The sequence below is a fragment of the Dyella jejuensis genome, assembly GCF_044904675.1.
GTDB classification, from domain to species: domain Bacteria; phylum Pseudomonadota; class Gammaproteobacteria; order Xanthomonadales; family Rhodanobacteraceae; genus Dyella_B; species Dyella_B jejuensis.
Map to the genome: position 1 here is coordinate 104,223 of NZ_JADIKJ010000006.1, position 18,017 is coordinate 122,239.

The following is an 18,017-nucleotide window of genomic DNA, read 5'->3' on the forward strand; positions in this document are numbered from 1 at the left end:
AAGAACTGTTCCGCTGCGTATTCCGCACAACGCGAGATCAACGATTGGTTGCAACGTGTCAGCGCTACCTTTGAATGGCTCACAGTTGCCATCCCCGATACGGCAGGATTATAGATCCGCGGATTTTGCTACAAGCGATAAGACAGATAAGGCCGTGCAAACCACCATGTTGCCGGACTTAAATGTGCTCCAGGATCGGCTGCATGCTCTATGGACGATATAAACGTGTATGCATGCTGCCGGACTAACCTGCCAAAAAAGAAGGCCTGGACATGTCCAGGCCTTCATCGTTTTGACGTGATGGAAAATGCTTACTTTTTCTTAGGCATATACAAGTCGGTGATGGTGCCTTCGTAGACTTCCGCCGCCATGCCCACCGATTCACTCAACGTCGGATGCGGATGAATGGTGAGACCGATGTCGGCCGCTTCCGCTCCCATCTCGATCGCCAGCGCCACCTCGGAAATCAGGTCGCCCGCATGCGGACCGACGATGGCGCCGCCAACCACGCGATGGGTTTCCTGGTCGAACAGCAGCTTGGTGAATCCTTCGGTACGGTCGATGCCGATGGCGCGACCGCTGGCGGCCCAGGGGAATTTGCCTACGCCGATCTTCAAGCCTTTCTCCTTCGCTTCGCGTTCGGTGACACCAACCCAGGCGATTTCAGGATCGGTGTAGGCCACGGATGGAATCACGCGCGCATCGAAATGGCTCTTGTGACCGGCAACGACTTCGGCGGCAACCTTCGCCTCGTGCGTGGCCTTATGTGCCAGCATGGGCTGGCCGACCAGATCGCCGATGGCGAAGATATGCGGCACATTGGTGCGCATCTGCGTATCGACATGGATAAAGCCGCGCTCGGTTACCGCCACGCCGGCCTTGTCCGCATCGATCTTGTTACCGTTGGGCGAACGGCCCACCGAGACCAGTACGCGATCGAACACGGTGACCGGCGGAATGTTCTCGCCTTCGTAGCTGACCTCGATACCTTTCTTGGTGGCCTTCGCTTCGACGACCTTGGTCTTCAGATGCACGCCCTTGAGCTTGCCGCCGAGTCGCTTGGCCAGCGGCTTGATCAGGTCGGCGTCGGCGCCTGGAATGATCTGGTCCATGAACTCGACCACGGTCACTTCGCTGCCGAGGGCGGCATATACCGTGGCCATTTCCAGGCCGATGATGCCGCCGCCAACCACCAGCAGCTTGGCTGGCACGTCGTGCAGTTCCAGCGCGCCAGTGGAATCGACAATGCGTTCGTCGTCCCAAGGGAACGCGGGCAGCTTCACCGACTGCGAGCCAGCGGCGATGATGGCGTATTCGAAGCGCAGCAATTTCTTGCCTTCGGCCGTATCGATTTCCATCTCGTTCGGCGATACGAACGTGCCCGTGCCCTGCACCGTGCGCACCTTGCGCTGCTTGGCCATGCCGGCGAGGCCACCGGTGAGCTGGCCGACTACCTTGTTCTTGAAGCCGCGCAACTTGTCGAGATCGAGCTTTGGCTTGCCGAAGGTGACGCCATGCGCCGCCATCGCTTCGGCTTCGTCGATCACCGCGGCGGCATGCAGCAACGCCTTGGACGGGATGCAACCGACATTGAGGCAGACACCGCCAAGCGTGGCATAGCGTTCCACCAGCACGGTATCGACGCCGAGGTCGGCGGCGCGGAACGCGGCCGTATAACCGCCCGGGCCGGAGCCCAGTACGACCAGCTTGCATTCGATGTCGGCGGCTTTTCCCGAGGATGCCGCGGCTTGCGGTGCCTTTGCCTCCTCTCCCCTCTGGGCAGAGGATTGAGGTGAGGCGGCAGGGCTTGCGGTGGACTGGATGGTAGCGCTCGCCGCTTCTTTTGACGTATCTGGCGAGGTCGCCCCCTTGTCCTGACCCTCTCCCCGCAAGGGAGCGGGCGAAGAGCTTGCTTCGGCGATTTCCACGATGGCAATCACCGCGCCTTCGGAAACTTCGTCGCCGACCTTGAGCTTGAGTTCCTTGATCACGCCAGCTGCGCTGGAAGGAATCTCCATCGTCGCCTTGTCCGATTCCAGCGTGATGAGGCTCTGTTCCTTGGTCACGCTGTCGCCGACGCTCACCATCACCTCGATCACCGGCACGTTGTCGTGACCGCCGATATCGGGGACTTTGATTTCGATCGTATTGGCCATGGTCGCGCGCCCGTCAGAGCAACAGACGGCGGATGTCGCCGAGCTGGGTAGCGAGGAAAGAAGCGAAGCGCGCGGCGAGCGCGCCGTCGATCACGCGATGGTCGTAGCTCAGCGACAGCGGCAGGATCAAGCGTGGCGCGAATTCCTTGCCATTCCAAACCGGCTTGGTCTGCGCCTTGGAAACGCCGAGGATGGCCACCTCCGGTGCATTGACGATCGGCGTGAACGCGGTGCCGCCGATGCCGCCGAGCGAAGAGATGGAGAAGCAGCCGCCAGACATGTCGTTCGGACCGAGTTTCTTGTCACGCGCTTTCCTGGAGATCTCGCCCAGTTCGACGGCGAGGTCGAGCAGGCCCTTCTTGTCGCAGTCGCGGATTACCGGTACCACCAGGCCATCGGGCGTATCCACCGCGATGCCGATGTGGAAATACTTCTTGAGCACGAGTTTTTCGCCGCTCTCGTCGAGCGAGGCGTTGAACTGCGGAAATTTCTTCAGCGCCGCGACCACCGCCTTGATCTGGAACACCAGCGGCGTGATTTTCAGGTCCTTGTTTTCGTCGCCCAGCTTCTTGCGGAAAGCTTCCAGCTCGGTGATGTCGGCGTCTTCATGCTGGGTGACGTGTGGAATCATCGCCCAATTGCGCGCGAGGTTGGCGCCGGAAATTTTCTGGATGCGCGACAGCGGCTTTTCCTCGATCGCGCCGAACTTGGCGAAATCGACCTTTGGCCAGGGCAGCAAATTGAGGCCGCCGCCAGCCGCCACGCTACCGCCCTGTACCGGGCGGGCGCCGGAAGCCAGCGCGTGCTTGACGTAGGCGGTAATGTCCTCGCGCACGATGCGGCCACCACGGCCACTGCCCTTCACCTGGTGGATATCCACGCCAAGTTCGCGCGCGAAGGCGCGCACCGCGGGCGTGGCATAGGGCGCATCCCCGGGCATGACGAGTTTGGCATCGAAAGGCGGGCGGGCCTGCGGGGCCACGTCGCCTTCCGGTGCATTGCCGGGAAGTACGCTGCGTCCACCCTGCGGCGCGGGCTCCTCCTTGGGCTGAGGGGCAGCGGCTGGCGCGGGAGCGGGCGCTTTGGCGGCAGGCTCTTCCACCTTGGGCGCCGGTGCCGCACTGGATGCCGTGTCGGCACCGGCGGCTTCGATGACGGCAATCAGGGCGCCCTCGGAGACTTCGTCGCCCACCTTGAGCTTTATTTCCTTGACCACGCCGGCGAAGGGCGCGGGCACTTCCATCGTCGCCTTGTCCGATTCGAGGGTAATCAGGCTCTGATCCTTCTCGACCGTATCGCCAGGCTTGATCAACACCTCGATGACGGGTACATCCGCGTGTCCACCAATATCAGGAACGCGGGCTTCTTTGAGGTCGGCCATGATTTCTCCTGCAGAGCGAAGGCGGCCACGCTGGGGAGGCGGAGGCGGCCGCAAGGCTTCCATGATAGCAACCGGCATCCCCCACGGACATGCCGAATTGGCCTGAAGCGGCCATCCGCATACGTATGCGCGGACCCGCCGGCTCAACGATCCATCGGCGCATCCATCGGCGCATGGACCACACGCACCTCACGCTGGGGAAACGGGATGCTGACGCCAGCGGCATCGAAGCTTTCCTTCACCGCTCGCAGCAGATCGGTCTGCGCCGGCCAGAAATCATGGGTGGTGGTGTGGGCGCGCAGCAGCAGGTCGACCGAGCTGTCGCCGAGGCGGTCGGTCCATACGGTGGGCGCGGGCTCTTTGAGGATGCGCGGATCGGCCTTGAACAGCCGCTGCACCGTGTCTATGGCCTTGCCGATATCGTCGCCATAGCCGATGCCCACGCGCAGCTCGAAGCGGCGCGTGCCGCGGCGGTTGAAGTTGATGATGGCGTCCGCGCCGATTTTCGCGTTGGGCACCACCGCTTCGCGATTGTCTGCCAGTACCAGTTGCGTGTGCATCAGGTTGATGGCTTCGACTGTGCCGTCGATACCGCCCGCATGGATGAAATCGCCGACCCGGAAGGGACGGAACACGATCAGCAGCACCCCCCATGCAAGATTGCTGAGCGAGCCCTGCAAGGCCAGGCCGATCGCCAGGCCACCGGCGCCGAGCGCGGCGAGCAGCGGCGCACTGGGAACGCCGGCGGTCTGCAACGCAATGACGATCAGTACGGCAATCAGCACGCCATAGAGCAGATTGCGCAGGAAGCCGCTAAGGGTCGGGTCCACCGATGCGCGGTGCATCGCGCGCTGCGTGACATTTGCCAGCCGCGCCGCGAGCCAGTTGCCGATCAGCAGGACCAGCAGCGCGCCGATCAAGGCCGGCCCGCGACCGATCAGGAATGCCGACAGATCATCGAGCGAAAGACGTAGGAAGTAATCGAACATGGCGCAATCCCTGGCAACACTGCGCCAAGCCTAGCAGGCTCTTTCTCGATCGAGCTGCAACCAAAAAAACGCCCGGAAGGGAGACCGGGCGCGTGACTGTCCCATGCCGGGAAGCATGGTTGGGGGAGCATCAACGCTGGGCGTATTGGCTTGCCTTGTGGTTATGGTCCATGTCCGGGGTAAGCAGTTGCAGGTGCTCGCCCGTGGCGAGGCGAAATTGGAATTGCTGTTGCAATCGCTCCAGTGCGTCGAATCGCGGACATAACGCTTCGGCACGTTGCGCCAGCTTGTCGGCTGGCGCAACGATCGCCTTGTCGATCGTGGCATCCAGCGAATCAGCACGAGCCTCCAGTGCAGCCCATTTGGCCGGATCACCGCTGAGCGTATCTTTCAGCACATCGCGGGTCAGGCTGCCGGCCAGATCGGCTACGGTGTCTTGGAGGTTGTTGCCGAAGGCGCGGTCGATATCGCCTGCGTTCCATACTCCACGGCCGAGCGTGGTATCAATCTGCCGCAAGGCGTCGCGATGCCGGTCACGCAGTTCCTGCTGCAGCCGCGTCCGCTCATCGCCATTGTCGTCCAGTGTCGCGACGACCGTGGTCATGGCGGCGTAGCCGATGGCCACGCCGTCGCGCGCCAGCTCCGCCATGGCCGGCAGCAATGCGCGTACCTGCCGTTCGTAATCGCGCAGCCGTTCGGCATCGGCAGCGGACACGACCATGGTTTTGCCATCCACGCGCAGTTGTCCGTCGTGCATGAACACATCGCCGGGCCGGCCGTTGTCCCGCGTGAATGCAATGCCGGCGGGTTCTACCTGGACATCGAAGTCGCTGTCATACGAGCATTGGAGGTGGGGATGCGCATGAGTCTCCGTCGCCTGCACACTGCAGGTTGCGACGAGGCCTAGCGCAAGCGCAGGCACAATGGCACAACGAAACATGGCCGCTTCCTCCTCCGGATAACTCGCCGGCTTGGATGCGTTCCGGCACGCATAGGGTTTAACGCGACACGGCCCGCTGGCATGGGCCGCACGTCATCCCGTGCCATCGGTCATGCGCGATGGCGCAGCGCACATAGGCAAACAGACGGGCACGGGATAAGTTGGGCGTTCGGGACAATGCCAGGGGCATGCGGTTATGCAATCCACCGATGTCATCGTGGTTGGCGCAGGCCTGGCCGGCCTGGTCGCCGCGACGGAACTTACCGATGCCGGCCGGCGCGTCCTGCTGGTCGAGCAGGAGCCCGAACAGAGCCTTGGCGGACAGGCACATTGGTCGTTCGGTGGCTTGTTCTTCGTGGACTCGCCCGAACAGCGCCGCATGGGTGTGCGCGATTCGCATGCACTAGCGCTCGCCGACTGGATGGGCTCCGCCGCGTTCGACCGGCCCGAGGACGCATGGCCACGCCGATGGGCCGAGGCCTATGTCGACTTTGCCGCGGGCGAGAAGCACGCATGGCTGCATGGCATGGGCATGCGCTGGTTTCCCGTCGTAGGCTGGGCCGAACGCGGCGGCCATGGTGCCATCGGCCATGGCAATTCCGTGCCACGCTTCCATGTCACCTGGGGCACCGGTCCTGGCGTATTGGAACCTTTCCTGCGCCGCGCACGTGCCGCGCAGGCGAGCGGGCTGCTGCAATACGCATTCCGCCATCGCGTCGACGGCCTGCTGGTAGAAAAAGGCAACGTGGTGGGCGTGCACGGCGCACGCCTGGCACAGGATGCCGTCGAACGCGGCAAGCCCAGCTCGCGCGAGGTCGTGGGCGATTTCGAGTTCCATGCACAAGCGGTCATCGTCGCTTCCGGCGGTATCGGCGGCAATCACGAGCTGGTGCGCGCGAACTGGCCAAAACGCCTGGGTCCGGCGCCATCGCACATGCTTTGCGGTGTTCCGGCCCACGTCGACGGTCGCATGCTTGGCATCAGCGAAACGGCCGGTGCGCGGCTGATCAATCGCGACCGCATGTGGCATTACGTGGAAGGCATCGAGAATTGGGACCCAATCTGGCCGATGCACGCGATCCGCATTTTGCCGGGCCCGTCATCGTTGTGGTTCGATGCGCGCGGCCAGCGCCTGCCGGGTCCATTGTGGCCGGGCTTCGATACGTTGGGCACGCTGGAATATTTGCGGCGCACCGGCTTCGATTACAGCTGGTTCGTCCTCGATCAGTCCATCATTCGCCGCGAATTCGCATTGTCCGGTTCCGAACAGAATCCCGATCTCACCGCAAAAAGCTGGCGCCAGGTGCTCAGGCGCGCCGTGGGCAAACGGGCGCCGGCGCCGGTGGAGGCATTCAAGCGGCATGGCCATGATTTCGTCGTGCGCAACAGTTTGGATGAGCTGGTAGCCGGCATGAACGAACTGGCCGGTCACCCGCTGCTGGATGCCAAGCAATTACGCGAGCAGATCGAGGCACGCGATCTCCAGTTCGATAATCCGTATGCAAAAGACGCGCAGGTCATGGCGATCCATAACGCGCGCCGGTACCGCGGCGATCGGCTGGTACGTGTCGCGAAGCCGCATCGCCTGCTCGATCCCGCCAACGGCCCCTTGATCGCGGTGCGCTTGAATATTCTTACGCGCAAGACGCTGGGTGGCATGGAAACCGATCTGCAGGCGCGCGTGCTGGGACACGGCGGCCACATCTTGCATGGCCTCTATGCCGCGGGCGAAGCGGCCGGCTTCGGCGGCGGTGGACTGCATGGCTATCGCGCACTGGAAGGCAGCTTCCTCGGCGGCTGCCTGTTTTCGGGGCGCGTGGCAGGACGCGCTGCGGCGGCGGCCATCGCATGATGCCGTTGCCGCGCATTGCCATCTACGGCGCCGGCATGATCGGCAGCTATCTTGGCGGACGCTTGCATGATTATGCGCAGGTCCGCTTCATCGCGCGCCCTGGCGTGGCGACAAGCTTGGCGGAACACGGGCTGGCGGTCAGCGACCTGCATGGTTATCGGCAGCACTGGACTTCCGACGCGCTCGATATAGGCACGCACGCCGGAGCCGCGCGGGATGCCGATATCGTGCTGGTGACGGTGAAATCCGCGGCGACTGCGCAGGCCGCGCACGAATTGGCCGAGGTGCTGGCTTGCGGCACATTGGTCATCAGTTTCCAGAACGGCGTGCGCAATGTGGCGGAGTTGCGCGCCGCCCTGCCCCACTGCCGGGTGCTTGCGGGCATGGTTCCATTCAACGTGACGCAACCGCAGCCGGCCTGCTTTCACCAGGGATCGTCGGGCCAGCTGATCGTCGAGCGTTCGACGGCGCTGGCGCCGCTGCTTCCGCTGTTCGCGGCCAGCGGCCTGCCGCTGCTGCTACACGACGACATGCAGGCGGTGGCATGGGCGAAACTGCTGATCAATCTCAACAATCCGCTCAACGCATTAAGCGGCCTGCCTCTGCGCGAGCAATTGTCGCAACGCGCATGGCGGCGCTGCCTTGCCTTGCTGCAACGGGAAGGACTGCGCGCACTGGATTTGGCAGGCATTCGTCCCGGACAGCTGACCGCGTTGCCCACGCAATGGCTGCCTACCGTTCTATCGATGCCGGATGCGTTGTTTCATCGTATTGCTGCGCGCATGCTGGCGATCGATCCACTGGCTCGCTCATCGACATGGGACGACTTGCAAGCTGGCCGGCAAACCGAGGTGGATTACATCAACGGCGAAATCGTCGCCCTGGCGGCGTCAAAAGGATCTCGTGCGCCGGCCAACGCGCGCGTGATCGCACTGATACGGGAAGCGCAACAGACCTGCATGCGCTGGGATGGACGATCCCTGCTCCGCGAGCTGACGCACGCGCGATAAACCTCGCGGCGCACGGGTAGCTATCAGCGGGCCACATCCTCGATATGCGCGATTTTCCCACCGACGATGGTAAAGGTGGTGGTATGCCCGCCACGCCGGTATTGCCACGCTTCGCCCTGGTCTTTCGCCGCGGCTTTGATTGGCGCGCGCTTGCCCGATGATTTCGACGAGCCGCCCTTGCGTGAGCCCTTCTTGCTTGGCGCAGCGCCTTTCGCATGCACGGCCGGATCGCCCAACAGCTCCCTGACGCGGGCGGCGCTGTCCCCGACCACCAGTACCTGGCTGCCTATCCGCAGGCTTTGCAGTGCATGCGCATTGCAGGCGGTGATCAGCAAAGCGAGAAAGACGTAGCGACGCATAACGTGCTCCTTGTCGTGAAGCGGCCGATCCAGGGCCGGAGATCCAAAATCAGAAACCTGCGCCAGGCTGCGCGAGGTACGCTTGTTCCTGCGCAGTGCTGCGGCGGGCAAGCACGGCATTTCGATGCGGAAACCGGCCGAAATGCGCAATCACCGCCCGATGCCTTCGAGCATAATCGAGAAAGCCGGCGTAGCGGTCATGCTCTTCCAGCGGCGCCTCGTCGCATAACGCTTCGAACAGGGCCACACATCGCTGCTGCAAGCGGATGTCTTCGGCATGTTCGAGTGGCATGTAGGCAAACACGCGCTGGATTGGCGGCAGTTGCCGGTCGAAACCTTCCTCAATTCCCCACAAGGCCAATTGCTGTGCGTGGCTGTCGTGCTCCCAGGCTCGGGCATCTTCGCGATAGAGATTGCGCGAGAACTGATCCAGCACGATCAGCAAGGCCAGCCAGCCGGACGGCGTGGCCGCCCAGTTGCCCAGCTTTCCGGCACCGGCAAGCGCCAGTTGCGTCGCGAATCGCTCGCGGATCGATGCGTCGAACTGCGGATTGATCGCGTACCATTGCTTTTGATGGGCAGGATCAAACCAGAATTCCAGCACCGCCATCGCGTCCGGCGGCGGGTTTGCCATCAGTGACTTACTGCCTTGGCCAGGCTATGCATGTCCAGGTGAATCGACTGCAGGCGCGGCAGCTGCCGATTAAGCGCGGTGGTCATTTCGCTGGGCGCCACACGGCTGAGGACACGTTCGAAAATGCGTAGCAATGCCTGTTCATTGCGCGCGAGCAGGCGTATCCAGGCATCGTCACTACGCGGCATGTTGCGGGTTAGCAGCGCGTCGAAACGCTGCCGTGCCGCGCCGATCATGCGACTTCGGGTAGCGGGGGTACCGTCATGACTGCGCATCTGTGCTTGCAGCTCGGCAATGACAAGGGCCAGGGATTGGGCCTCCTCGTCCAGTACCGTGCGCAATCCAGGCTCGCTGACCTGGTCCGCCGCATGACGATACAACGCGCGCAGCTCGATGCTGCGGCGAATCAGGCCATTGCACAGATGTTGAATGTCCAGCGACACCGCGCCGCCTCCTGGTTTGCCATATCGAGCGTGACGATATGTTGCGGGACAAGCACTTAGCGGCGGATAAATCTGCCTGCCATAGCCCGTTCTCGCTCAGCTGGCGTTCCGGCGGACGTCACCGGCCGATCTGGATGAGGTTCAGCGGGCGGCCGTTGCTGGCCCGCAGTCCTTCCTGCAATACGGACAGACGCTGGAGGTCCGGGCAGAGCGCCTGGATGTCCGGCCGCAACACCTGTAATCGTCGCTGCAGGCGCGGCTGGAAACCGGAGGCAAGGCTGGCAGCCTGATCGCGCAATGCCGCAGCCTGCTGGAGGTCGCCGCTCATCGCCGCGCTGACGGCTTGTTGTCCGAGCGCTGACGCGAGCAACGGGGCAATATCGCCGATCACCTGGTCCGCGTACTGATCGGCGGCATCGCCGCGCCAGTCGTGCGTGCTCTGGCTGGCGGCGATGCGTTGGTGCAGTTCAGCCGCGTTGGCGGCTAATCGGCGCCCGAGTTCGGCGCGCGTGTCCGGGTCGAGGCCCAGGCCATCGGATTCCGCCTGTACGGCCTGCATGGCAAGGTCCACACCATGTTGCGCAATGGCCTTCACACGAGGGGCCAAGGCACGCACTTCCTGCTGGAACAGGTCGATCCGGTCCTGGGCTTCATCGTTCAAGGGAACGGGCTGACCATCCGTGTGCAGCGTGCCCGGCGCCAGCTCGACGCGCGTCGGCGCCGGGCCGGCCCGGTCGAATACCAGCCGGCCTGGCTGTATGGTGAGGTCGTAGCTGCTGGTGGCGTGGCACACTTTGGCCAGATCCTGCGCGTGCAGGCCGCCGGCGCAGGCGAGCCCAAGCATCCAGACAGCAAATAAGGGACTGATACGCATGGCTGACCGTCGATCGTGATGAGGCAAGGTCAACAGCGATAAGTCCTCTCGCGCGAACTGCTGCTGAACCGGTCTGCGTCAACCTGGGCGCGCGCGAAATTGCAGGCGGACGGCAGGCTGGCCCAACTGCCATGCCAGCCACAAAAGTGCCGGTACCGCGATCACGCGCAGGAGCAGGCCGATCAGCAAGACCCGCTTCAGATCCGCCCATTGCGCCGCCTGTTCCGGCGTCAATAGCGCAGAGGGCATGGCCCCCGCTGCGCCGAGCGCGCTCCATTGGTGCCACAGCAATACACCGCGATAAGCGCTCCATACGCACAGGATCGACGCGATCACGCGCAAGGCTGGTCGCGCCCATGCCTGCCGCAGAATACAGCCGGCGCAAGCTGCGATGACGAGGAACGCGGCCAGCAGATATCCGATATCCCAACCCAGCATGCGATGCAGGGCGGCAGCGCTCTGGGCATCGCCGGCCGGAAGGCTTTGCAGCACGTCGCGCACCTGCTGCGCGTGATGGATGTATTGCACGCCACCGTAGGCCGCCAGCAAAAGCAGCAGCCATACGAGCATCCGCCACCATGCGAAGCTGGACTTTGGCTGCCGGCCCAGGTCGGATCGGGTAATCAGCATCAGGCGGCAGCCTTCTTCAGCGCATTGAGATCGCTCAGTACCTGCGCGGAATTTTCCTTGGGATCGACGTCGCGGTAGATCTTGACGATCTTGCCGCTCGGATCGATCAGGAAAGTGGTGCGCTTGGCGAAGTGAAAGCCGATCGCCGACGTCAGCACGCCATAGCGGATCGCAACCTGCTGGTTGGCGTCCGATAGCAACGGAAAGGGGACGTGGTACTTCGCCGCGAATTCGGCATGGGACTTCACGTCGTCCAGGCTCACTCCTACGACGTCGGCACCGGCCTGGCGCAGTTTGTTGATGGAATCGCGGAAGGTGCAGACTTCAGCAGTGCAGCCGGGCGTGAAGTCCTTCGGATAGAAATAGAGCACCAGCCAGTGCCCGTGGTAATCGCCAGGCGCGCGCCAATGACCGTTCTGATCCTGCAGCCGGAAAGCTGGTGCGACCTGGCCAACCTGCGGATCGCCGCCTTTCGTGGCGGCCCAGGTGGGTATCGCCGATAGGCAAAGACAAATCATCGCAAATACGATCGAAAAGCGACGCATGATGCAACCCCCGAAAGAAAGAACGTGCGGTCTGGGACAGTTGGGCAGGCGGAGTATACGCTGGCGCCCCCAAGCAAAAGGCGCCTCGCGGCGCCTTTTGCAAGCTCTTGGCGAAACCGGTTCAGTGGACCGGTTCGATATCGAACTTGTCGATCGCCACGCCGAGGTTGATACCCTCGCCAGTGCCGTCGAGCGCAATCGACGTCGTGCCTTTGGTCAGCACCTGCGCGGTGCCGCTGCGAACCACGCCAGCGGAAGCGCCGGCCTGCGCATAGCTGCCATATACCTCGTGCAGCCCATGGACATTGCTGATATCGCCATGGCCGCTGACGCGGAACTTGCCGGCGGTGAGCCCACCACCGTGCATGCTGATCGAAACGGCGCCATGCTGGCCGTTATCGCAGCGCACTTCGCCACGCCCGTCCGCATGCTGATAAATCGCCGACCATCCGGCCAGGCTGTAAGTGAGATGGCATTTCACTGGCGCCGGGGCCGCTTGCGCGGAGGGGGTGGCGGTGAATGCGCCTGCGCACAGCAGCACGGCGGCGGTCAGTCCAAGGGTACGCTTGCTCATGTAGGTCTCCTTACGGTTGCGTTTACGGTCGTCAATGCCGTGGGCGAAAGTGTCCGGGTCATAAACTGAATAAACCGGCAAGAACCCCGCAAGACGGCTCGTGGCGTTCAGGATCGGCAACTTCCCGTGATGCCCGCGTGCACGAGCTCGCCTGTTGTTTCCGCTCGCTTGATGCTTAACTAACGAGGCGCCGCGCACACTGGAACGCGAACGAGCGCGCCCCGCCATGGAGGAAACATGCTCAAGTATTCGCTGGTCGGCTACGACGGATCCGAAACCTCGCAACGAGCCTTCCGCTTCGCCTTGGAACTGGCGCGATGCGGCGGCGGCCGGGTGCGGGTGGTATCGGTGCTGCAAGTCACCGAGGGCGGCGCCGATGCCTGCGCCCTGATGATGACCGACTCGGCCGCGCAGCGAACCCAGGAGCTGCTGGAAGAACTTCGCACTATCGCCCCGGACGCCGACCAGTTGGTAGACCTGGAAATCATTCACGGCAGTCCGGGCGACGTCCTGCTCACCCAGGTTCGGCAACACCCCATCGATCACATCGTGATCGGCCATACCGCACGCGGCACCCTGGGCCGCTGGTTGCTCGGTTCGGTATCCGAAGACGTACTGGCGGGTTCGCACGTGCCGGTCACGGTCATCCGCTGAAAGTCCTCTTGCGGGGCATCAGGTCGGCTGGCATTAATCCGCCGCAGCGTTCACCCTCTATGCTGTTGTCCCCGATCTGTCATGAGCCGGGTGGCCTTTTTTGCACAGGAAATTCCACGTGGACTACAACACCGTCCTGCCATGGACCCTGGAGAGCTTGAACTTTGCCGACATCGACATCGCCCGCGTCCGGCATGACGAAAATCTTTTCTTGCTGCTGTGCAGTGCCTCGTTCGTGGAAAGCGGTTCGGACCTGTACACGCATAACCTGATCGAGCATTTCGACGGCGACCCGGAGTTGCAGGCATGGCTGCGCGAACACTGGGAGCACGAGGAAATGCAGCACGGCCGGGCGCTGGCCGCCTACGTGCGCCACGTATGGCCGGAATTCGACTGGGACGCGGGTTTCCAGGCGTTCTGGAACGATTACGGCGCGCTGTGCACGAACGAACAGCTGGAAAGCTCGCGTGGATTGGAACTGGCCGCGCGCTGCGTGGTGGAAACCGGTACTGCCAGCCTTTATCGCGCATTGAACGATATCGTCGACGAACCAGTACTCAAGCAATTGACCAACCACATCAAGAGCGATGAAGTGCGGCATTACAAGCATTTCTACCAGGCGTTCGTGCGCTATCGCGAGAACGAGCGGTTCGGACGCTACAAGGTATTCCGCGCGATCCTGCGCCGTGTCAACGAAATCCGCAACGAAGATAGCGATATCGCGCTGCGCCACGTCTTCAACCAGTGCTATCCGCACTACAAGAATGACAAGGCGCAGTTCCAGAAAGTGGCCGGTCCGGCCCAGGCGCTGCTGCGCCGGCATATACCCGCAGAGATGACGGTAAAGATGCTGCTCAAGCCGCTGGGCCTGCCACCACGTTTGCAACAGACGCTCGAAAAGCCGCTGGCCCGCATCAGCGAGAGACTGTTCCTGCATTGATGCCCGCCGGACGCGGGCGTTATCGATTCGCCAGACAGCAAAACTTCGCGCCCTGCCATCCGCTCTCCGCCGCACGCAGAAAGAAGATTTACGTTACAGAGCGCCCACGCGACGAGAACGGCTGTTACATCGCCCGCGCCCTGCTTAATCCTTGCCGGCAGGCGACGGTGCCTGACCCGCGCTTTCGCGGGGCAGACTGTCGACGTGGCGCAGCGTCGCCTTCTCCATCTTCAACTGCGCCAGGTTCACCGGGCGGATCTGCTTGATCATGCAAGGCATAAAGCCGCGCCCGACCATCACCTTGTCGAACCCGGTCTGCACCTGCCCGGCGAAAGAAGTCAGGCCGATGCCGTTGGTGAAAGTCAGGTTGCTGCAAGGCCACACATCGAGCAGGTACGCGCGCGTGGGGAGCGTATAGACCACCAATTGGGTATCGCTGAGCGGCTCCCACGAGTAAATGTTGCCCAGGATCAGGCGGAAACCCTGCACGGAAGCGCCCGCCGCAGCGTTGTATTGCTGCTGCCGGACTTGCAGGCGTTGCCCGTAGGGAATGCTCGAACACGCCGCCAGATACAAGCCGAGCAGGGCGGCGGTCAAGACGTGCATCTTTGCCATGGCTATGTCCTCGATGACGCGAATGGCCGCGCGACCATCCTGCCTGTGTTTACTTCTTGCCTACTTCGGTCCACTTGGACGGATCGTAGCCACCCGTTTCGAACACCAGCGTCTGCTTGCCGCCATCCTGCATTTCTACGTCCATGGCGATGCGCCTGGTTTTCTCCATGGCCTGGATGAAAGATTTATCGTCGCGGATGAATATCGCCGGCTCGCCTGTAGTCGGCAAAAACGCGCGCAACGGATGCGACTTGCCGTCGAACTGCGCCTGGATTACGCAATTGCCCTTGCATACGAAGCCATGGTCGCTACCGAACAGGAATACACTCTGGCCCCACTGGGTGTGGCGACGCAGTACCAGCCTTACCGCACGATCGCCCGACGGACGGGTACTGTAGAGACTCGCCGTGGATTGCGTACCGCCTTCCATCGGCCCGACCTGATAGGTCCATAGCGCCGCGAGGCGACGCTTTTCGCTCGTTTCCTTCCAGCGCCGCTCCACCTCGGGCAGCGTCTGTTGCACTTCCTTGGCCGCGGGCGAACTCGGGAATTGCTTGACGATTTCCTCGCCGAGCTGGGAGGCCATCTCGTCGTTCTTCATTTGCAACATCTGGCGATAAGTCTGCAGCTGGCTGTTCGCCTCGTTGGCTTCCGCCTGGGCCTGGGCCTTGGCGGCATCGGCAGGCGATGGCGTGTTCTGGCTCTGCTGCGAACAGGCGGCAAGTGCCAGCACACCGCACAGGGCAACAGCGGGAACGAAGCGGCGAACGAGCGGCAGGATCATGGCAGCGCACCAGCAAAGGACAGAGCGCTAGCTTGGAACGAGCTATCGTCCGGTGCAACCGGCTGAGCCGGGCCGAATTGGCCGCGCCATTCGCGCAGGGCTTTACGATGGTATCGGCGAAGGAGGCCGGCGCATCGCATACGCAAGGCGCATTCGAGGATGTCTGTGCCTTGGCGAACAAAGCTTGGCGCGTGTTCCACGCGCACTTTGCGCTAGACGGCAAGACGTCGATAATGCCGCGACAGAATAAGGATTCCTCATGCCGTCCTCCCCCTCGCCAGGTTCGGCGGATTCGCTGTTCCAGCACCGCGCGTATATCGCCTTCTGGTGCGCCCGCACGGCTTCCAGTTTCGGCTTCCAGATGCTGTCGGTGGCGGTGGGCTGGCAGATCTATGCGATGACCGGGCGGGCCTTCGACCTGGGCCTGATCGGCTTGGTGCAGTTCTTTCCTTCCGTATTGCTGGCGCTGCCGGCGGGCCATCTCGCCGACCAGTTCGACCGGCGGCGGATCGTGTTGATCGGCCAGATCGTGGAATGGGCCGCCATCGTGCTGCTGACCGCGCTGACCTTGCTGCATGCCATCAACGAAGCAGGCATTCTGTTGCTGATCTTTACTATCAGCGTCGCCAAGGCATTCGAATCGCCTTCCATGCAATCGATGGTGCCAGCGCTGGTTCCTCCTGCCTTGCTGCCGCGCGCGATGGCGGTGAACGGCTCGGCGATGCAGGCGGCGATGATCATGGGACCGGCGCTGGGCGGCCTGCTTTATGTGGCCGGACCCGGCGTGGTGTACGCGGTATCAGCCGTGCTGTACCTGATCGCAGCGTCCATGGTGTCGCTGTTGCGCTACGAGCACACCCCTCCGAAACGCGAGCCGGCGACGCTCAAGACCTTGTTCGCCGGCGTGCATTTCATTCGCGAGCGCAAGGACGTGCTGGGCGTGATTTCACTGGATCTCTTTGCGGTGCTGCTGGGCGGCGCGACGGCGCTGTTGCCGATCTTTGCCAAGGACGTCCTGCATACCGGGCCGTGGGGCCTGGGACTTTTGCGCGCCGCCCCGGCGGCGGGCGCATTGCTGATGTCGTTCTGGCTCGCCCGCAACAGCCTGGAACGCCGCGTAGGCAAGATCATGTTTGCCTCGGTGGCCGGCTTCGGCGTCGCAACACTGGTGTTCGCGCTTTCCAAGCTAGTGTGGCTATCGCTGCTGGCGCTGTTCGCGCTCGGCGCCTTCGACATGGTCAGCATGGTGATCCGTGGCTCGCTGGTGCAATTGGATACGCCCGATGCCATGCGAGGCCGGGTCAGCGCGGTCAACGCCATCTTCATCAATACTTCCAACCAGCTGGGCGAATTCGAGTCGGGCATGGCGGCGGCATGGCTGGGAGCCGTGGGCGCAACGATAGTCGGCGGTATCGGCACGCTGGTGGTGGTTGGGCTCTGGATGTGGATGTTCCCTGGCCTCAGGCGCCGGCAACGTTTGCATGTAGAGGTGGTAACGGAAACGCAAGAGGCATCGGCGCAAACCATTTGAACGCCATCGAACACAAACGGTCGGAACAGGACATAACATGATCACGGTTCACCATCTGAATAATTCGCGCTCGCAGCGCATCCTGTGGCTGCTCGAAGAACTCGGCCTGCCCTATGAGATCAAGCGCTACGAGCGTGATCCCAAGACCATGTTGGCGCCCCCGGCATTGCGTGCCGTGCATCCGCTGGGCAAGGCGCCGGTGGTTACCGATGGCGAACTGACGCTGGCCGAATCCGGCGCGATCATTGAATACCTGGCCGATCGCTACGGCGCGGAGCGTTTGATCCCGGCGCATGGCACCCCGGCACGCCTGCGCTGTAATTATTGGCTGCACTATGCGGAAGGTTCGGCGATGCCCCCGCTTCTGTTGAAACTGGTGTTCCGACGGGTGGAAACCGCGCCCGCGCCGTTCTTCGTGCGGCCGGTGGCCCGGGCCATTGCCGGCAAGGTACAAAGCACCTTTGTCGATCCGCAGATCGCCCTGCATCTTTCCTACATGGAAGGGGAACTGGCCAAGGCCGAATGGTTTGGCGGTAACGATTTCAGTGTCGCGGACATTGTAATGAGCTTCCCGCTGGAAGCCGCGGCGACGCGCGGCGGACTGGGCGAGCACCATCCCCGCTTGCAAGCGTTCCTGCAGCGCATCCATGCGCGGCCGGCTTATCAACGCGCGCTGGAGCGTGGCGGCGACTACAGCCTGTTGGGCAGCTGAACGCCGGCATGGCGATTAACGTCGCGCTCACGTCAACACTGGCAACGTCACTGCCTAAACAGTGGTGGAGCATCTCATGAGCAGGCAAGCCGATATCGAACGTCGTCTCGATGACCTCAGCAACCGCGTGCGGCACTACACCGATGGCGTCTCCGACTCCGCGGAGGGCCTGTTAATGCGCGGCAAGCGCGCAGTAGGCCGGTTCAATCGCCGCGATGCAGGCCGACGCATCTCCCAGGCAGCGGAAGGGTTCGCGGACGAAGCCAATTATCAATACCGCCGGCTGCGCCGGCAGGTAAACCGCCATCCCGCCACTACCGTGGCCATCGTCGCCGGCACCATCGGTGCGTTCTTGCTGCTGCGCCGGGTATTGCGCAGCCATGATGAAGATTGA

At 62.8% G+C, this 18,017-nt stretch carries 20 protein-coding genes; 7 read left to right on the forward strand and 13 right to left on the reverse strand.

Annotated elements, in window-relative coordinates:
• Positions 1-311: 311 nt before the first annotated feature.
• The 4 genes from lpdA to ISP15_RS07095 form a co-directional block, all read right to left on the reverse strand.
• Positions 312-2,156: a dihydrolipoyl dehydrogenase gene (gene lpdA, locus ISP15_RS07080; RefSeq protein ID WP_404546496.1), complete on the reverse strand. Its 1,845-nt coding sequence runs from the start codon at positions 2,154-2,156 to the stop codon at positions 312-314.
• A gap of 13 nt (positions 2,157-2,169) precedes the next feature.
• A complete protein-coding gene (aceF, locus tag ISP15_RS07085) occupies positions 2,170-3,615 on the reverse strand; it encodes a dihydrolipoyllysine-residue acetyltransferase (protein WP_404546497.1) in 1,446 nt (481 codons plus the stop codon).
• A gap of 65 nt (positions 3,616-3,680) precedes the next feature.
• Positions 3,681-4,526, reverse strand: a complete 846-nt coding sequence (locus tag ISP15_RS07090) for a mechanosensitive ion channel family protein (RefSeq protein WP_404546498.1) — start codon at positions 4,524-4,526, stop codon at positions 3,681-3,683.
• A 130-nt stretch (positions 4,527-4,656) separates the two neighbouring features.
• Positions 4,657-5,466, reverse strand: coding sequence for a DUF2884 family protein (locus tag ISP15_RS07095; RefSeq protein ID WP_404546499.1), 810 nt, complete (start codon positions 5,464-5,466; stop codon positions 4,657-4,659).
• A 196-nt stretch (positions 5,467-5,662) separates the two neighbouring features.
• Here ISP15_RS07095 and ISP15_RS07100 point away from each other — a divergent pair, with 196 nt between their 5' ends.
• The gene (locus ISP15_RS07100; RefSeq protein WP_404546500.1) at positions 5,663-7,318 is read left to right on the forward strand and encodes an FAD-binding dehydrogenase; all 1,656 of its coding nucleotides are present in this window, start codon (positions 5,663-5,665) and stop codon (positions 7,316-7,318) included.
• A complete protein-coding gene (locus ISP15_RS07105; protein WP_404546501.1) occupies positions 7,315-8,328 on the forward strand; it encodes a 2-dehydropantoate 2-reductase in 1,014 nt (337 codons plus the stop codon). The genes ISP15_RS07100 and ISP15_RS07105 overlap by 4 nt, the downstream gene beginning before the upstream one ends.
• A gap of 23 nt (positions 8,329-8,351) precedes the next feature.
• On the opposite strand, the gene ISP15_RS07110 is transcribed toward ISP15_RS07105, so the two are convergent.
• The 7 genes from ISP15_RS07110 to ISP15_RS07140 form a co-directional block, all read right to left on the reverse strand.
• A complete protein-coding gene (locus tag ISP15_RS07110; RefSeq protein ID WP_404546502.1) occupies positions 8,352-8,687 on the reverse strand; it encodes a hypothetical protein in 336 nt (111 codons plus the stop codon).
• A 49-nt stretch (positions 8,688-8,736) separates the two neighbouring features.
• Entirely contained in the window at positions 8,737-9,321 is a 585-nt protein-coding gene (locus ISP15_RS07115; RefSeq protein WP_404546503.1) for a DUF924 family protein, read from the reverse strand.
• On the reverse strand, positions 9,321-9,764 hold the full coding sequence (locus ISP15_RS07120; RefSeq protein ID WP_404546504.1) for a PA2169 family four-helix-bundle protein: 444 nt from the start codon (positions 9,762-9,764) through the stop codon (positions 9,321-9,323). Before ISP15_RS07120 ends, ISP15_RS07115 begins: the two co-directional genes overlap by 1 nt.
• A gap of 118 nt (positions 9,765-9,882) precedes the next feature.
• A complete protein-coding gene (locus tag ISP15_RS07125; protein ID WP_404546505.1) occupies positions 9,883-10,638 on the reverse strand; it encodes a DUF2884 family protein in 756 nt (251 codons plus the stop codon).
• A gap of 78 nt (positions 10,639-10,716) precedes the next feature.
• Entirely contained in the window at positions 10,717-11,268 is a 552-nt protein-coding gene (locus ISP15_RS07130; protein ID WP_404546507.1) for a hypothetical protein, read from the reverse strand.
• Positions 11,268-11,786, reverse strand: a complete 519-nt coding sequence (locus ISP15_RS07135) for a peroxiredoxin (RefSeq protein WP_404546508.1) — start codon at positions 11,784-11,786, stop codon at positions 11,268-11,270. Before ISP15_RS07135 ends, ISP15_RS07130 begins: the two co-directional genes overlap by 1 nt.
• A gap of 148 nt (positions 11,787-11,934) precedes the next feature.
• On the reverse strand, positions 11,935-12,387 hold the full coding sequence (locus ISP15_RS07140; RefSeq protein WP_404546509.1) for a hypothetical protein: 453 nt from the start codon (positions 12,385-12,387) through the stop codon (positions 11,935-11,937).
• Positions 12,388-12,624: 237 nt separating this feature from the next.
• Here ISP15_RS07140 and ISP15_RS07145 point away from each other — a divergent pair, with 237 nt between their 5' ends.
• Positions 12,625-13,041 (forward strand): universal stress protein, encoded by a 417-nt coding sequence (locus tag ISP15_RS07145; protein WP_404546510.1) that lies wholly within the window; start codon positions 12,625-12,627, stop codon positions 13,039-13,041.
• Positions 13,042-13,159: 118 nt separating this feature from the next.
• Positions 13,160-13,981 (forward strand): ferritin-like domain-containing protein, encoded by an 822-nt coding sequence (locus ISP15_RS07150; RefSeq protein WP_404546511.1) that lies wholly within the window; start codon positions 13,160-13,162, stop codon positions 13,979-13,981.
• A 144-nt stretch (positions 13,982-14,125) separates the two neighbouring features.
• Here ISP15_RS07150 and ISP15_RS07155 read toward each other — a convergent pair whose 3' ends face one another.
• Positions 14,126-14,596, reverse strand: coding sequence for a DUF6491 family protein (locus tag ISP15_RS07155; protein WP_404546513.1), 471 nt, complete (start codon positions 14,594-14,596; stop codon positions 14,126-14,128).
• A gap of 49 nt (positions 14,597-14,645) precedes the next feature.
• Positions 14,646-15,380, reverse strand: coding sequence for a hypothetical protein (locus tag ISP15_RS07160; RefSeq protein WP_404546514.1), 735 nt, complete (start codon positions 15,378-15,380; stop codon positions 14,646-14,648).
• Between the two features lie 259 nt (positions 15,381-15,639).
• Between ISP15_RS07160 and ISP15_RS07165 the strand changes: the two genes are divergently transcribed.
• The 3 genes from ISP15_RS07165 (at position 15,640) to ISP15_RS07175 (ending at position 18,017) form a co-directional block, all read left to right on the forward strand.
• Positions 15,640-16,911 (forward strand): MFS transporter, encoded by a 1,272-nt coding sequence (locus tag ISP15_RS07165; RefSeq protein WP_404546515.1) that lies wholly within the window; start codon positions 15,640-15,642, stop codon positions 16,909-16,911.
• Positions 16,912-16,948: 37 nt separating this feature from the next.
• Entirely contained in the window at positions 16,949-17,623 is a 675-nt protein-coding gene (locus ISP15_RS07170) for a glutathione S-transferase family protein (RefSeq protein ID WP_404546516.1), read from the forward strand.
• A gap of 76 nt (positions 17,624-17,699) precedes the next feature.
• A complete protein-coding gene (locus tag ISP15_RS07175) occupies positions 17,700-18,017 on the forward strand; it encodes a hypothetical protein (protein WP_404546517.1) in 318 nt (105 codons plus the stop codon).

Excerpts from the sequence above, each read along its gene's own strand:
- ISP15_RS07140 (WP_404546509.1), bottom strand. The coding sequence starts at position 12,387 with ATGAGCAAGCGTACCCTTGGACTGACCGCCGCCGTGCTGCTGTGCGCA.
- ISP15_RS07175 (WP_404546517.1), top strand. The coding sequence starts at position 17,700 with ATGAGCAGGCAAGCCGATATCGAACGTCGTCTCGATGACCTCAGCAAC.
- ISP15_RS07145 (WP_404546510.1), top strand. The coding sequence starts at position 12,625 with ATGCTCAAGTATTCGCTGGTCGGCTACGACGGATCCGAAACCTCGCAA.
- ISP15_RS07125 (WP_404546505.1), bottom strand. The coding sequence starts at position 10,638 with ATGCGTATCAGTCCCTTATTTGCTGTCTGGATGCTTGGGCTCGCCTGC.
- ISP15_RS07115 (WP_404546503.1), bottom strand. The coding sequence starts at position 9,321 with ATGGCAAACCCGCCGCCGGACGCGATGGCGGTGCTGGAATTCTGGTTT.
- ISP15_RS07135 (WP_404546508.1), bottom strand. The coding sequence starts at position 11,786 with ATGATTTGTCTTTGCCTATCGGCGATACCCACCTGGGCCGCCACGAAA.
- aceF (WP_404546497.1), bottom strand. The coding sequence starts at position 3,615 with ATGCCGGTTGCTATCATGGAAGCCTTGCGGCCGCCTCCGCCTCCCCAG.
- ISP15_RS07160 (WP_404546514.1), bottom strand. The coding sequence starts at position 15,380 with ATGATCCTGCCGCTCGTTCGCCGCTTCGTTCCCGCTGTTGCCCTGTGC.
- ISP15_RS07130 (WP_404546507.1), bottom strand. The coding sequence starts at position 11,268 with ATGCTGATTACCCGATCCGACCTGGGCCGGCAGCCAAAGTCCAGCTTC.
- ISP15_RS07155 (WP_404546513.1), bottom strand. The coding sequence starts at position 14,596 with ATGGCAAAGATGCACGTCTTGACCGCCGCCCTGCTCGGCTTGTATCTG.
- ISP15_RS07105 (WP_404546501.1), top strand. The coding sequence starts at position 7,315 with ATGATGCCGTTGCCGCGCATTGCCATCTACGGCGCCGGCATGATCGGC.
- ISP15_RS07095 (WP_404546499.1), bottom strand. The coding sequence starts at position 5,466 with ATGTTTCGTTGTGCCATTGTGCCTGCGCTTGCGCTAGGCCTCGTCGCA.
- ISP15_RS07110 (WP_404546502.1), bottom strand. The coding sequence starts at position 8,687 with ATGCGTCGCTACGTCTTTCTCGCTTTGCTGATCACCGCCTGCAATGCG.
- lpdA (WP_404546496.1), bottom strand. The coding sequence starts at position 2,156 with ATGGCCAATACGATCGAAATCAAAGTCCCCGATATCGGCGGTCACGAC.
- ISP15_RS07100 (WP_404546500.1), top strand. The coding sequence starts at position 5,663 with ATGCAATCCACCGATGTCATCGTGGTTGGCGCAGGCCTGGCCGGCCTG.
- ISP15_RS07090 (WP_404546498.1), bottom strand. The coding sequence starts at position 4,526 with ATGTTCGATTACTTCCTACGTCTTTCGCTCGATGATCTGTCGGCATTC.
- ISP15_RS07165 (WP_404546515.1), top strand. The coding sequence starts at position 15,640 with ATGCCGTCCTCCCCCTCGCCAGGTTCGGCGGATTCGCTGTTCCAGCAC.
- ISP15_RS07170 (WP_404546516.1), top strand. The coding sequence starts at position 16,949 with ATGATCACGGTTCACCATCTGAATAATTCGCGCTCGCAGCGCATCCTG.